This window comes from Halomonas denitrificans, assembly GCA_019800895.1.
GTDB lineage: Bacteria > Pseudomonadota > Gammaproteobacteria > Xanthomonadales > Wenzhouxiangellaceae.
On sequence record JAHVKF010000002.1, the window covers coordinates 923,707 to 937,728 of the forward strand.

The window sequence follows — 14,022 nt, forward strand, 5'->3', positions numbered from 1 at the left end:
ATTTGATGAATATTTGAGGAGTTCTTGAGGCAAGTCTCAAGACTCGAACGTGCTCGAGATCCATGCTTTTCGTCAAGCGGACGGCACCCCGCCGGCCGCAGGTCCAGACGATACCGAGGAGCATGAATCATGAACGCACGAAACCACACCCGCCGCCGTTTCCTTCGACCCACTTCCGCCGCCGCTGCCTGTCTCGTGGTCGGCGCAAGTCTCTTCCTCGCCGCCGGCCTGGCCCAGGCCCAGGCCCATCACGGCGGAGGTCCGCCGGAGCGCATCTGCATCCTGCTCGGGATGCTCGGTACGGCGCCGCCGGCCTGCACCGGCGATGGGCACGGCGTCATCGATCCCGAAGTCGAAGCCCAGCTCGACGCGCTGACCTTGTCGGTCCTGCCCTTCTACAACTACGACGTCGCCGTCTCGGCGGGCTGGGACACGATCCTGGGCGAATGCGTGGAAAGCCCGATGGGCGGCATGGGCTACCACGTGCACAACATGGACCAGCTGATGAACGGCCACCTGAACCTGCTGCGTCCGGAAGTCCTGCTGTTCTCGCCGAACGAGGACGGCTCGATGCAGTTCCACGGCGTCGAATACATCATTCCCGCCGACCTCTGGAACGAGCCGAGCCCGCCGGAGTTCCTCGGCCAGGAGCTGCACTTCAACCCCAACGTTCCGCCGAACGGCATCTGGGCCCTGCACGTGTGGGTCGGCACGGAAAATCCGACCGGAATCTTCGCGGACTTCAACCCGGAGGTGAACTGCGACTTCGCGCTCGAGGACTGAGCCGGTCAGCAGGACCATGCGAGGGCCGGTTGCGACCGGCCTTCGCCGTTTCGTCGAACGCGTGTCGGGTCGGTGCCGTGATCCTGTCGTAGGATTGCCGTAGCGAAACCGCCGGTGCAAGCGCATCGTTGGTGCTCCGTCCACCGACCAAGGCGATCCCGACATGAGAATCGATCCCCACCGAATCCGCACGCTGCGCCAGGCGCGTCACTGGTCGCAGGAACAACTGGCGGATGCCTGCGGCGTGAACCTGCGGACCATCCAGCGCCTGGAATCGGGCGCCCGGGCATCGACCGAGACCGTACGCGCGCTCGCCGCGGTGTTCGAGGTGGACGTGGACTCGCTTCGGGTGAACGCCGGTGCCGCGCCGTCAGGTTCGTCGGAGCCGGACCGGCGAGCACTCGCGGCCATCCGTGCGGAGCTGCTGCGCTTCGACGACTTCGCCGGACGAAGCGGCCGCCACGACTACTGGTGGTTCATGCTGGCCGTGGTCCTGGTGCTGGCGGCCGGTGCAATGCTTCACCCGATCCTGCATGGCCTGCTCGCGCTGGTCCTGTTGGTGCCGCTCCTGGCGGCCGGTACGCGCCGCCTGCGCGATGCCGGCGAGAGCCCCTGGTGGCAGCTGTTCTGGCTGGTGCCGTTCGGAGTGTTCCTGGTGTTCTGGCTGCAGACCCGGCCGTCGGTGGCGCCGGTGGACGATGAGCCCGGGTCGAGACCCGGCGCGTCGCCGACGGCGTCGCCGGACACGAACGCCACCGGATGAACGCGACGTCGGACCGTCGATCGGCCACCATCGACGGCGCGGTCGCGCTGCTGGTCGACGCGTTCGACGACTACAACGCGCGGTTCTCCGACATCACCCGGCGCGCCGAACGGCACTTCCTGCGGCGCGACTGGCGCCGGCAGCAGCGCGACGCACGAGCCCGGATCGACCTCTACGACGATTGCATCGCCGAGACCATCGGCCGCCTCGAGGGCGTGCTGGCCGAGCGCCTCCTGTCGCGCCCGCTGTGGCTGGACATTCACGAGCGCTATGCCGAGCGGGTGGAGGATCGGCTCGACGCGGAGCTCTACAAGACCTTCTTCAACACGGTCAATCGGCGCCTGTTCAAGACCCGCGGCGTCGACGCCGGCGTCGAGTTCGTCGCGCTGGATATCGAGCCCACGGCGCACATCACGCGGCCGGTCGATCGGCGCATCTACGGCCTGACCGACGATGCCGTCGATGCCTGCCGGCGTCTCCTGTCGGATCCGGACCTGGGCCTGGACGAGCAGGCGCTGGACGCCGGCGCCCGACGATTGGCCGCGCGGCTGGCCGCGACCTTCGAAGCGGACGGCGGGCCGCTGGCGATCGAGCTGCTGACGGTCCCCTTCTTTCGCGACCGGCGCGCCTACCGCGTCGGCCGGGTCCTGGGCGACTCGACCTGGCGGCCGTGCATGATCGCGCTCGATCACCCGGAGGCTGGCGTTCGCGTCGATGCGGTCCTGCTCGACCGGACGGCGGTCAGCATCCTGTTCGGATTCACCTACAGCTATTTCCACGCCGACCTGCCGACCGTCGGCGACGCGATCGTGTTCCTGCGCATGCTGCTGCCGGACAAGCCGGTCGACGAGCTCTACACGGTGCTCGGCCGTGCCAAGCAGGGCAAGACCGAGCGCTATCGCCGCTTCTTCCGTCATCTGGCGTCGGCCGGCGACGAGCGGATCGTCGAGGCCGAGGGAAAGCGCGGGATGGTCATGGTGGTTTTCACGCTGCCCTCCTATCCGCTGGTCTTCAAGGTCGTTCGCGACCACTTCGCGCCGGGCAAGAAGATCGGTCGCGAGCACGTGCTGGCGCAGTATCGCTTCGTGTTCCATCACGACCGGGTCGGGCGCCTGATCGATGCCCAGGAGTACCGGCACCTGGTCTTCGAGCGGTCGCAGTTCGATCCCGAAACTCTGGAGGAACTGCTGAACGAGTGTTCCCGAGCCGTGGAAGTGCGGGGCGACACGGTGCTGGTCCGCCACTGCTTCGTCCAGCGACGCGTGCGACCGCTCGACCTGTACGTGCGCGAAGTACCCGCGGAGCGAGTGGAAGCGGCCCTGCTCGACTACGGCCGGGCGATCCGTGACCTGGCGCGCTCCAACCTGTTCCCTGGCGACCTGTTCCTGAAGAACTTCGGCGTGACCCGCAGCGGTCGCGCCGTGTTCTACGATTACGACGAGGTCTCCCGGGTGACCGACCTGAACGTGCGCCGGGTGCCCCCGGCCCGCAGCGAGGAAGAGGAATTCTCCGACCACCCCTGGTATCCGGTCGCACCGGGCGATGTCTTCCCCGAGCAGTTTCCGCGCTTCCTGGACCTGCCGGCCGGCTATCGAACGGCCTTCGACAACGCTCACGGCGAACTGTTCGACCCGGCCTGGTGGATGCGCCTGCAACGTCGCCTGATCGAACGCCCGGACGCCGACGTGCGGCCCTATCCGCTGGAAGCGAGGCTTTTGTGAGGAGAAGGGGACTAGGGGGAAGGGACTAGGGGCTAGTGACCCCCGCCTCCGGGGGCGCCGGGTGTAAACGTTCCTGGCCCTCAGTCCTGAGCCTCGGTTCGGGCCGAGATCTCGAAGTCGATGACTGGATAGACCGGGGCGGAAACGTTGTCCGAGGCGATCACCGGCGCCAGATGGCTGGGCTCCGGCCTGAGCGTCATCACTGTGGGTACTGTGGATCGCAGCGTCGTAGCCCGGGTAAGCGTAGCGCACCCGGGGTTCGTGGCTGGGCCGGTGGCGAAATAGCCCCGGGTGCGCTTGCGCTTACCCGGTCTACGGTACTAGGGGTCAGGGACCAGTCAAGCCCTCGTCCGTGCACAGGTTCTACCAGCCCCTAGTCCCTGGCCCCATCCCCCTCCTTTTCGAGAAACGCCTCCTCGTCGATGAACGTGAACGACCGGAAGAACGGCACCGGCGGCTTGCCGACCACCAGGCGGGCCTTGTCGCGCCAGCGCAGGTCGGCGGCGTAGAAGTGTTCGATCAGCGAACCGGACAGGCCGTAGAAGCGCTGCATGACGATATAGCGTTTCTCGGATTCCCCGGCGCGGAACAGCAGGCGGTTGAGCATCCGGAAGAAGCCGGTGGACTCGAAGAAGCGGCGCGCATGATCGCGGGTCAAAGCCGCGAGTTCGGCGCCGTTCATCGGCCACCGGGAGGAGATCGCGTCGGCCAGGGTCAGGGCCTGCGGCAGCGAGTAGCCGGTCGTCGGGTGGAACAGGGCGGCCCTCAGGCCGCTGCGGGCGACCGGATCGTCGACCGGCCAGAAGGCGTCGAAGTCGCCGGCCAGCAGGATCGGCAGCACGCCGCGCTCCTCGCGCAGGGTCTGCGCGATGTCCCAGCCGTTCGCCGCGGCGTAGTCGTCGATGGCCGCCGACAGCTGCGAATCGTCGAGTTCGGCACCGTCGCTGTAGCGCGTGTCCTCGATCAACAGCGTGGTCTCGTCGAAGGGCAGCAGGTAGATGAAGCGATAACCGTCGGCCTGGGAGACTTCGGCATCCATGATCACCGGAACATCCACGCCGTGCGGCGCGGCGGTCCGGACCTCGCGGCCGAAGAACTTCTGGAAGCCGAGAACCAGGCCCTCGGAGCTGGACGGTCCTCTGCCGTCGATCACGGCGCTGCCTTCGATGCGGCCCCGATCCGTGTCGATGAAATCCGGGCCGATAAGCATGGCCCGCGTGTCGGTGTGGATCTCGACGGAAGCCTCGTGCATGTGGTCGCGCAGCGCGTCGGAGGTGATGCTGAGGTAGGCGGCGTCCAGGCGGCGACGGTATTTCGGGAAGCGCACCTCCTGCGCCGGCCAGCGGTGCTGGACCACCGGCGCCAGGACCTCGTGCTGGTCCGGGGACAGGTCGCCGGCATGGAACGACCAGGTGTGGTTGCCGCACAGCGCCGGACCCGCTTCGACGATCGTGATTCGTGCGTCCGGATGCGCGGCGCGGACTCGCAGCGCGATCAGGCAGTTGGCCAGGCCGCCGCCGGCCAGCAGCAGGTGATTCGGGGAGGATGCCATCGGCCTATTGTGAAGCAACGAAGTGCCGGCGGCAGCGTCAACGGACGCGTCGCGGCATCCGGAACGGCAGCATCTGCTGGACCCAGTAGTTGGTGAATCGGGGCAGCACCAGGCTCTCATGGACCGCGGTGACGGGCTCGCCGAGCAGCCGGGCGCCGACCCGCGAACGGGTATAGAACGGCGTGTCCTCCCAGACCGCTTCGATGCGCGCCCGTCCGTCCTCCGAGCGCGTCGGCCGGGCCACGCGCCAGCGGCTGCGCGGCAGGTCCACGGGGGCGGGGGAGGGCAGGTCGTGGAGGCGGCCGTCGCGGTCGAAATGCAGCGCGACGGAACCGTGCTGCCCGTCGCGCTGGCGCGTGTCGTAGAGCACGACCGGCCCCCGTGCGGTCGACGCGCGGAGCCAGTACCAGCTGTGGAAGCAGCGCTCCAGCGCTTCGACGCCGCGGTTGTGGTCGAGGTAGCCCGCGCCCGACCAGCGGGTCGCGGGCGACGCCAGGTCGACTTCGACCCGGGCGGCCGGCCAGATCGGCGTCCAGCGGTGTCGGCCGTGCGGATCGAGGTCGATGCTGCGGTCGTTGCCGACGGCGGGATGGACGCGAATCCGGCCGCGCACCCGCCGGGGCAGGGGCGCGGTCCATTCGTCGAGGTCGATGTCCAGCGATTCCCCGGTCCAGTGCAGTCCGCTCGGTCCGATCGTGAGCGTCGCGGCTTCGCGGACCAGCGACGAACGATTCCGTTCGGTCATGGTCCAGCGCGTCCGCGGCCCGTAGAGCGCGACGTTGATCGCGCAGTGGTCGAGCGGATCGGCCTCGCCGTGCGCGCGCGCCCAGAAGTAGTACGGCGAGAAGACGCTGCCGATGAATGCGATCAGGGTCAGTCCGTACCGGCGGTCGTCGCTGATCGCGTCGACGTACCACCACGCGTAGCCGCCGTCGGCAACGGGACCGTCGAAGGTCGGGATCATGATGCGGCGCCCCGGGCGGCGGGCGTGCGCTCCGGCGCCCCGAGTCCGAGGTCGGCTGCCGCAGCGCGGGCGGCCAGGCGACCCGACAAGGCGACCATCGGAACGCCGGCGCCCGGATGAACACTGCCGCCGGCCAGGTACAGGCCGGCCATTCCGCTGACCGCGCCGGGCCGGGTGAACGACGAACGCCAGCCGTGGGCAGCGGAGCCGTAGAGCGCGCCGCCCGTGCCCGGGAAGCGCGCTTCGAAATCCGCCGGCGTGGTCGCGCGCGAGCAGCCGGCTTCGACGTTGGCTTCGAGGCCGCACGCGCGCAGCAGGTCGAACGCGGCGGCCTCGCTGGCGGCGATGGCGGACGCCTCGAACGGCTCTCGATCGCCGGTGGCCGGGGCGTTGGTGATCAGGAACAGCCGCTCTGGACCGTTCGGCGGGGACTGGCCCGTGGCGCGGTCCTGGGCGCAGACGTAGACCGCGGGCCTCGCGGGCAGGCGGTGGTGGTCGAAGATGTCCTCGAACTCTCGCGGGTAGTCGGCCGGGAAGAACACGTTGTGGTGGGCCAGCTCGAAGCCGGCCGGTCGGGCCAGCACCGACCAGGTCAGCGCCGAAAGCGAACGGTCCGGCGTGGCCACACCGGGCACCGCGTCGGCCGCGGCCGCGCCCAGCAGGCCCCGCGCGATGGCGGCCCGGTCGCAGTTGGCGATCACCGCGTCGGTGGGCACCCGCTCACCACTGTCCAGGACGACGCCGCAGGCGCGTTCGCGGTCGACGAGCACCTCGGCCACCGGCGTGTCGTAGGCGATGGTGCCGCCGCGCTGGCGGACGAGCTCGGCGAGGGCTTCGGCCAGCCGCTGCATGCCGCCCTCGATCTGCCAGACGCCGAGCTGCTCGGCATGCGCGATGAGCATCAGCGTGGCAGGAGCCTGTAGCGGGCTGGAGCCGCAATAGGTGGCGTAGCGCGCGAACAGTGCGCGCAGGCGCGGGTCGCGGAAACTCGCGCCCAGGTGGCGCCAGAGGCTGTCGAAGGGCCGGATGCGCCAGAGGTCGATCAGGCCGCGCAGACCGGACGCCGCAACCAGGGAAAGCGGTCCCGGTCGCTGGCTGCGCATGAAGGGTTCGTACAGCGTGTCGAAGACCTCGCGCGCCCGGCGGCAGAAGGCGCGGTAGCGCGCCGCCTCGGCTTCGCCGGCGAAGTCGGCGACGGCGGCGAACGATCGGTCCGGGTCGGCGAACAGGTCCAGCCGCGAACCATCGGGCCAGGCATGGCGGGCGAGCAGGTCCGCGCGACGGATCGCGACGTGCTCGTCGAGCGCGCTGCCCGCGTCGCGGAAGAGTTCCTCGAAGATCCAGGCCATCGTGAACACGGTGGGGCCGGAGTCGATGGGCCGGCCGTCGATCTCGATCTCGCGCATCTTCCCGCCCGGTGCGCCCGCGCGCTCGAACACCGTCACGCGCAGCCCCCGGCGCGCCAGGTCCACGGCGGCGACCAGCCCGCCGATGCCGGCCCCGATGACGACCGCGTGCCTCGCGCTCACGAACCTCGAGCAGCCGCGGCGCTGCCGGCATCGGCATGGAGGGCGATCGTCGAACGAGCTGGCAAGGATTGACTCCCCGGGAACCGCCTGCGTAGTCTACATAAGCGGTGGCCGTGGCCGATTCGGCGCGTCCGGGCGACGCGTTCCACGAATCGTGACCGGGAGGAGAGATCGAGATCATGGAGGTCGCCGAAGCCTGCAGGCCGCGGGGCCCGATCGAGGGCCGGCCTTGAGCCGCCGGGCGGCGTGGCTCGACGTGCTGCGGGCCCGGCGTGATCGCCTGCTGGCCGATCCGCGGTTCCAGCGATGGTCGCTGCGCCTGCCGATCGCTCGCTGGATCGCGCGACGCCGCATGCGCGCGCTGTTCGACCTGTGCAGCGGCTTCGTCTACTCGCAGGTTCTGCTCGCCTGCGTCCGCCTGGACCTCTTTCGACGGCTGGCCGACGGGCCGCGCACCCCTTCCGACCTGGCCGCCGCCACCGGCGTCCCGCGAGCCTCGCTCGATCGCCTGCTCGAAGCGGCGGCCTCGCTGCGGCTGGTCGAGACACGCAGGCCGGACCGTTACGGGCTCGGGCCGCTGGGCGCCGCGCTGCTCGGCAATCCCTCGGTCGCGATGATGATCGAGCACCACGATGCCCTGTATGCCGATCTGCACGACCCGGTCGCGCTGCTGCGCGGCGAGGTCGAGACCACGGAACTCGGCCGCTTCTGGGCCTATTCATGCCATGCGGGCGATACGGCCCTGGACGCCGAACAGACCGCCGCCTACAGCGACCTGATGGCCGCCTCCCAGCAGATGATCGCCGACCGGGTGCTCGCGGCCTATCCGCTGCGCGCGCATCGGCGCCTGCTCGACGTCGGCGGCGGCGCGGGCGCCTTTGCGGTGGCGGCGCTCGAGGCGAACCCGGACCTCCAGGCCACGGTCTTCGACCTGCCGTCGGTGGCCGAACGGGCGCGTCGGACCTTCGACGAGCACGGCCTGGCCGATCGCGCGCGAGCCTTCGGCGGCAGTTTTCTCGACGACCCCCTGCCCACGGGCCACGACGTGATCAGCCTGGTCCGCGTCCTGCACGACCACGACGACGCGGCGGTGCTGCGCCTGCTTCGCGCCGCCCGGCGTGCCGTCACGGACGACGGGCGCGTGCTGGTCGCCGAACCGATGCGGCACACGCGAAGCGCCGAACCGGTCACCGCGGCGTACTTCGGCTTCTATTTCCTGGCCATGGGGCAGGGGCGCGCGCGCAGCCCGCGCCGCTTGGAATCGCTGCTTCGACAGGCCGGCTTCACGGCGATCCGGATGCATCGAAGTGCTGCGCCGTTGCTCGTTCGGGTGCTCACTGCAAGGCCTTCCAGGACGGCCGATCCCGGCTCCGATCCGGGTTGACGCGACGGCGCAACGCAGGCCGGACCGCCTGACGGCACCGCTGCCGCAGGGGCTCCCGGCGTTCCTTGACAAAACTTTCACACGGTGTATTGTCGAGGGTGGGAGAGAAGTCGTCGTACGACGGCTTGAGTGAGGGAGATCAATTCGATGGATGGACCAGCGCACGAATCGATCGATTGTGTAGCGGGTGTCTGACCTGACCGCGCACGCAGTCGTCGTCGAAGCCCCCGAGCGTTCGGATTTCAGGAAGCTGGAATTGACGCCACCGGGCGACGAGGATGTCGTGGTCGAAATCGACTTCAGCGGCATCAGCACCGGCACCGAACGGTTGCTATGGTGCGGAACGATGCCGCCCTTCCCGGGCATGGGGTATCCGCTGGTCCCGGGGTACGAATCCGTAGGTCGAATCCTTTCCGCTGGCCCGCTGTCGCAACGACAAGCGGGCCAGTTGGTTTTCGTGCCCGGCGCCCGGTGCTACGGCGAGGTGCACGGCCTGTTCGGCGGTGCGGCATCGCGCGTGGTGGTGCCGGGCGTGCGCACCGAACCGATCGACGAGAGCCTGGCCGAACGCGGCGTACTGCTGGCGCTCGCGGCGACCGCCTTCAATGCGATCCGGGCACCGGAGGGCGGCTACCGCATCCCCGAACTGATCATCGGTCACGGCGTGCTCGGCCGCTTGCTGGCACGCCTTGCGCTGGCCCTCGGTGACGCACCGCCGACGGTCTGGGAACTCGACGCCGCGCGCCGCGCGGGCGATCACGGCTACCCCGTGACTACTGCGGACGACGATGCGCGCGCCGACTACGGCGCGATCTACGACGTCAGCGGCGATTCGGGGCTCCTCGACACGCTGATCGCCCGACTGGCTCCCGGCGGCGAGGTCGCTCTCGCCGGCTTCTACAGCCAACCCCTTTCGTTTTCCTTTCCGCCGGCCTTCATGCGTCGCGCCCGCCTGCGCGTCGCGGCCGAGTGGCAGAAGGAAGACCTGGCCGCGGTCCACCGGCTGGTGCTCGACGGCGAACTCTCGCTCGATGGATTGATCACGGATCGCAGGCCGGCCGACCAGGCCCAGGCCGCGTATCACACCGCGTTCAACGATCCGGCGTGTCTGAAGATGATTCTGGATTGGAGATCCTTGCAATGACCGATACTGCTCGAGCAGCATCCGCCACCGCCCCGGTCGATCGCCTCAAGGTGACGCTGCGGGACGAGGCCGCGCAGGAACCCGATCCGGTTTCGACGTCGCCAGCGGCGAAGAAGACCCAGATCATCGCGATCTACGGGAAGGGCGGGATCGGCAAGAGCTTCACGCTCTCCAACCTGTCCTACATGATGGCCCAGCAAGGCAAGAAGGTCCTGCTCATCGGCTGCGATCCCAAGAGCGACACGACCTCGCTGCTGTTCGGTGGGCGCGCCTGTCCGCCGATCATCGCGACCAGCTCGGCCAAGAAGGCGGCCGGCGACCAGGTGACCATCAGCGACGTCTGCTTCAAGCGGGACGGCGTCTATGCCATGGAACTCGGTGGCCCGGAAGTCGGTCGCGGCTGCGGCGGGCGCGGGATCATCCACGGCTTCGAGACGCTGGAGAACCTGGGCTTCCACGATTGGGATTTCGACTACGTCCTGCTGGACTTCCTCGGCGACGTGGTCTGCGGCGGCTTCGGTCTGCCGATCGCTCGCGACATGTGCCAGAAGGTGATCGTCGTCGGATCGAACGACCTCCAGTCGCTGTACGTGGCCAACAACGTCTGCTCGGCGGTCGAATACTTCCGCAAGCTCGGCGGGAACGTCGGCGTCGCCGGCATGGTGATCAACAAGGACGAGGGCACCGGGGAGGCCCAGGCCTTTGCCAGGGCGGTGGGTATCCCGGTGCTGTCGTCGATCCCGGCCAATGACGACATCCGTCGCAAGAGCGCCAACTACGAAATCATCGGCTTCCCCGGCGGCGAATGGGCGCCGATGTTCGACGAACTGGGCAGGAACGTGGCCGAGGCGCCGCCGGTCCAGCCCAGCCCGCTGTCGCAGGACGAATTGCTGAACCTGTTCGACGCCTCCGAGACCGGACGCGACGTCGAGCTGCAGCCGGCCACGATGGTCGACATGTGCGGCTCGAACGCGGCCGCGCTGGAGAAGGAATCGCTCGAAGTCGTCTACGACGAAGACGTCTGAGCATCGAGAACAGGGGACCGGGAACCGACCGAGGGAGCGCATTGACCGATCGATCCGACAATTCGCTGGAAACGACCGAAGTCGTGTATGACGAAGCCGCGGCTGCGCCGATGGAGAACGACGGCGCGCAGGATGCGGATCGTGCTGCCGTGGACGCACGAGCAGCAGAGTCGATCCCCATGAACGTGGTCGCCGACGACGGCGACGCATCGGACGGCGGATGTCACGGCGGCAAGGCGCGGTTGGCCGAAGCGGCCCGTGCGGCCGGCAAGAGCGAAATCCTCGATCAGTACGCGAAGGACTACCCGACCGGACCGCATGATCAGCCGCAGGGCATGTGTCCCGCCTTCGGGTCGCTGCGGGTCGGGCTGCGGATGCGCCGTACGGCGACGATCCTGTCCGGGTCGGCCTGTTGCGTCTACGGCCTGACCTTCACGTCGCATTTCTACGGCGCCCGCCGAACCGTCGGTTACGTGCCCTTCGATTCCGAGAGCCTGGTGACGGGCAAGCTGTTCGAGGACATCCGGGAGTCCGTGCACGACATGGCCGACCCGGACAAGTACGACGCCATCGTCATCATCAATCTGTGCGTGCCGACCGCGTCGGGTGTGCCGCTGAAGCTGCTGCCGGAGGAGATCCGGGGCGTGCGCATCATCGGGATCGACGTACCGGGTTTCGGGGTGCCGACGCATGCCGAAGCCAAGGACGTGCTGGCTGGCGCGATGCTGCGCTACGCCCGGCGCGAGGTCGAGAGCGGACCGGTCAGCGCGCCGCGCGAGGGCCGCTCCAGCGAACCGACGGTGACCCTGGTCGGCGAGATGTTCCCGGCCGACCCGATCGGTATCGGCGCGATGATCGAACTGATGGGGCTGGCCGTCGGGCCGGTCGTGCCGACGCGCGAATGGCGCGAACTCTATGCCGCGCTCGACTGCAGCGCCGTGGCGGCGATCCATCCGCACTACACCTCGGCCTTCCGCGAGTTCGAGCGCGCCGGTCGGCCGATCGTGGGTTCGGCGCCGGTCGGCGTCGAGGGGACCGCCGCCTGGCTGCAGAACATCGGCGAGGCCTGCGGGGTCGAGCAGAAGCGCATCGACGAGGCAAGCAACAGGATCCTGCCCGCGATCCGCGGCGCCATGGCCAACAGCCCGATCAAGGGCCGGATCACGATGTCCGGCTACGAAGGTTCGGAACTGATCGTGGCCCGCCTGCTGGTGGAGAGCGGCGCCGACCTGCGTTACGTCGGTACCGCCTGTCCGCGCACGCCGTGGTCGGACCCGGACCGCGAGTGGCTGGAAAGCAAGGGCGTTCAGGTGGTGTACCGCGCATCGCTGGAACAGGACGTCGCGGCGATTCACGAATACCAGCCCGACCTGGCGATCGGCACCACGCCGGTCGTGCAGAAAGCCAAGGAACTCGCGATTCCGGGCCTCTATTTCACCAACCTCATTTCGGCACGGCCGCTGATGGGCCCGGCCGGCGCCGCGTCGCTCGCCCAGGTCGTCACTACGGCGATCGAGAACCGCAGCCGCTTCGAATCGATGCGTGCGTTCTTCGACGGCGTCGGCGAAGGCTACGCCTCCGGCATCTGGGAGGGCGTTCCGCAGGACGAGCCGAAGTTCCGGGAGCGCCAGCGCAGGAAGCTGGAACGCATCCGGGCCAAGGCACAGGACACGCAGGATCTCGGCTGATGCTGGTACTCGATCACGACAGGGCAGGCGGTTACTGGGGCGCGGTGTACGTCTTCACCGCGGTCAAGGGCCTGCAGGTCGTGATCGACGGCCCGGTGGGCTGCGAGAACCTGCCGGTGACCTCGGTGCTGCACTACACCGACGCCCTGCCGCCGCACGAACTGCCGATCGTCGTGACCGGCCTTTCGGAAGACGAACTGGGCGAGAAGGGCACCGAGGACGCGATGCGCCGCGCCCATGAGACGCTGGATCCGGACCTGCCGTCGGTGGTCGTGACCGGGTCGATCGCCGAGATGATCGGCGGCGGCGTCACGCCCGAAGGCACCGGCCTGAATCGCTTTCTGCCGCGCACGATCGACGAAGACCAGTGGCAGAGCGCCGACCGTGCCCTGAACTGGTTGTGGAAGGAGTTCGCGTCGAAGCGGCCGCGGCCGAAGAAGCGCCAGGACGGGGAGCCCCCGCGCGTCAACATCATCGGGCCGATCTACGGCACCTTCAACACGCCGTCGGATCTCGCCGAGATCCGCCGCCTGGTCGAAGGCATCGGCGCCGAAGTGAACATGGTGTTCCCGATGGGCAGTCACCTGGCCAACATCGACCGGCTCGTGGACGCGGACGTCAATGTCTGCATGTACCGGGAGTTCGGCCGGATGCTGTGCGAGGAACTCGATCGGCCCTACCTGCAGGCGCCGATCGGACTGCACAGCACGACGAAGTTCCTGCGCGCGCTGGGCCAGCTGCTCGACCTCGATCCGGAGCCGTTCATCGAGCGCGAGAAGCACAGCACGATCAAGCCGCTCTGGGACCTCTGGCGATCGGTGACCCAGGACTTCTTCGGCACCGCGAGCTTCGCGATCGTGGCCAACGAGACCTACGCACGGGGCGTGCGCCATTTCCTCGAGGAGGAGATGGGCATGCCGTGCACCTTTTCCTTCGCCCGGCGCGCCGGCGTCAAGCCGGACAACCAGGAAGTCCGTCGCATGATCGCCGAGAAGCCGCCTCTGGTGATGTTCGGCAGCTACAACGAGCGAATGTACATGGCCGAGCTCGGCGCTCGCGCGATGTACATCCCGGCGTCGTTCCCCGGCGCGGTGATCCGCCGCCACACGGGAACGCCGTTCATGGGCTACGCGGGCGCGACCTACCTGGTCCAGGAAATATGCAATGCGCTGTTCGATGCGCTGTTCCACGTCCTTCCGCTCGGCACCGAGCTCGACAAGGTGGACGCCACGCCGGCACGCCTGGCCGGCAGGGGCGAGCTGCCCTGGGATCGCGATGCCCAGCGTCACCTCGACCGCTACGTGGAACATCAGCCGGTGCTGGTCCGCATCTCCGCGGCCAAGCGCCTGCGCGACCGTGCCGAGCAGGCCGCGCGGGAAGCAGGCAAGGAGCGCGTTGCGCTGGAGCACGTCGAGTACGCGCAGAGCGTCCTGAAAGAGGAGCGGGCGGCATGAGCGCCGCGCCGCCGG

11 protein-coding genes are annotated in these 14,022 nt (G+C 68.7%); 8 read left to right on the top strand and 3 right to left on the bottom strand.

All coding sequences use genetic code 11. The features are described 5' to 3' along the window. Nucleotides 1-129 precede the first annotated feature (129 nt). The 3 genes from KUV67_08130 to aceK all read left to right on the top strand — a co-directional run bounded on the left by KUV67_08130 (nucleotide 130) and on the right by aceK (nucleotide 3,267). Nucleotides 130-783: a hypothetical protein gene (locus KUV67_08130; GenBank protein ID MBY6204845.1), complete on the top strand. Its 654-nt coding sequence runs from the start codon at nucleotides 130-132 to the stop codon at nucleotides 781-783. Nucleotides 784-946: 163 nt separating this feature from the next. Continuing rightward, complete coding sequence (locus tag KUV67_08135; GenBank protein MBY6204846.1) at nucleotides 947-1,546, top strand: DUF805 domain-containing protein; 600 nt, start codon at nucleotides 947-949, stop codon at nucleotides 1,544-1,546. Next, nucleotides 1,543-3,267: a bifunctional isocitrate dehydrogenase kinase/phosphatase gene (aceK, locus tag KUV67_08140; GenBank protein MBY6204847.1), complete on the top strand. Its 1,725-nt coding sequence runs from the start codon at nucleotides 1,543-1,545 to the stop codon at nucleotides 3,265-3,267. The genes KUV67_08135 and aceK overlap by 4 nt, the downstream gene beginning before the upstream one ends. A gap of 373 nt (nucleotides 3,268-3,640) precedes the next feature. On the opposite strand, the gene crtY is transcribed toward aceK, so the two are convergent. Genes crtY through crtI form a run of 3 tightly spaced genes read right to left on the bottom strand, consistent with a single transcriptional unit; the run spans nucleotide 3,641 to nucleotide 7,312 of the window. Further along, nucleotides 3,641-4,819 carry a lycopene beta-cyclase CrtY gene (gene crtY / locus KUV67_08145; protein MBY6204848.1) on the bottom strand — a complete coding sequence of 393 codons (1,179 nt, stop codon included), beginning with the start codon at nucleotides 4,817-4,819 and terminating at the stop codon, nucleotides 3,641-3,643. 37 nt (nucleotides 4,820-4,856) lie between these two features. Then, the gene (locus KUV67_08150; protein ID MBY6204849.1) at nucleotides 4,857-5,783 is read right to left on the bottom strand and encodes a hypothetical protein; all 927 of its coding nucleotides are present in this window, start codon (nucleotides 5,781-5,783) and stop codon (nucleotides 4,857-4,859) included. Continuing rightward, complete coding sequence (gene crtI / locus KUV67_08155; GenBank protein MBY6204850.1) at nucleotides 5,780-7,312, bottom strand: phytoene desaturase; 1,533 nt, start codon at nucleotides 7,310-7,312, stop codon at nucleotides 5,780-5,782. The genes KUV67_08150 and crtI overlap by 4 nt, the downstream gene beginning before the upstream one ends. A 229-nt stretch (nucleotides 7,313-7,541) precedes the next feature. On the opposite strand from crtI, the gene KUV67_08160 reads away from it, so the two are divergent. From KUV67_08160 to bchZ, 5 genes are all read left to right on the top strand, one after another. Then, entirely contained in the window at nucleotides 7,542-8,696 is a 1,155-nt protein-coding gene (locus KUV67_08160) for a methyltransferase domain-containing protein (GenBank protein ID MBY6204851.1), read from the top strand. Nucleotides 8,697-8,883: 187 nt separating this feature from the next. After that, nucleotides 8,884-9,840: a chlorophyll synthesis pathway protein BchC gene (gene bchC / locus KUV67_08165; protein MBY6204852.1), complete on the top strand. Its 957-nt coding sequence runs from the start codon at nucleotides 8,884-8,886 to the stop codon at nucleotides 9,838-9,840. Next, nucleotides 9,837-10,865: a chlorophyllide a reductase iron protein subunit X gene (locus KUV67_08170; GenBank protein MBY6204853.1), complete on the top strand. Its 1,029-nt coding sequence runs from the start codon at nucleotides 9,837-9,839 to the stop codon at nucleotides 10,863-10,865. Before bchC ends, KUV67_08170 begins: the two co-directional genes overlap by 4 nt. A gap of 41 nt (nucleotides 10,866-10,906) precedes the next feature. Further along, complete coding sequence (bchY, locus tag KUV67_08175; protein ID MBY6204854.1) at nucleotides 10,907-12,553, top strand: chlorophyllide a reductase subunit Y; 1,647 nt, start codon at nucleotides 10,907-10,909, stop codon at nucleotides 12,551-12,553. After that, nucleotides 12,553-14,007 carry a chlorophyllide a reductase subunit Z gene (bchZ, locus tag KUV67_08180; GenBank protein ID MBY6204855.1) on the top strand — a complete coding sequence of 485 codons (1,455 nt, stop codon included), beginning with the start codon at nucleotides 12,553-12,555 and terminating at the stop codon, nucleotides 14,005-14,007. Before bchY ends, bchZ begins: the two co-directional genes overlap by 1 nt. Nucleotides 14,008-14,022 lie beyond the last annotated feature (15 nt).

What these genes read in the sequence shown, in the direction of transcription:
- KUV67_08130 (MBY6204845.1), top strand. Translation starts at nt 130, where the DNA reads ATGAACGCACGAAACCACACCCGCCGCCGTTTCCTTCGACCCACTTCC.
- bchZ (MBY6204855.1), top strand. Translation starts at nt 12,553, where the DNA reads ATGCTGGTACTCGATCACGACAGGGCAGGCGGTTACTGGGGCGCGGTG.
- KUV67_08150 (MBY6204849.1), bottom strand. Translation starts at nt 5,783, where the DNA reads ATGATCCCGACCTTCGACGGTCCCGTTGCCGACGGCGGCTACGCGTGG.
- KUV67_08135 (MBY6204846.1), top strand. Translation starts at nt 947, where the DNA reads ATGAGAATCGATCCCCACCGAATCCGCACGCTGCGCCAGGCGCGTCAC.
- KUV67_08170 (MBY6204853.1), top strand. Translation starts at nt 9,837, where the DNA reads ATGACCGATACTGCTCGAGCAGCATCCGCCACCGCCCCGGTCGATCGC.
- aceK (MBY6204847.1), top strand. Translation starts at nt 1,543, where the DNA reads ATGAACGCGACGTCGGACCGTCGATCGGCCACCATCGACGGCGCGGTC.
- crtY (MBY6204848.1), bottom strand. Translation starts at nt 4,819, where the DNA reads ATGGCATCCTCCCCGAATCACCTGCTGCTGGCCGGCGGCGGCCTGGCC.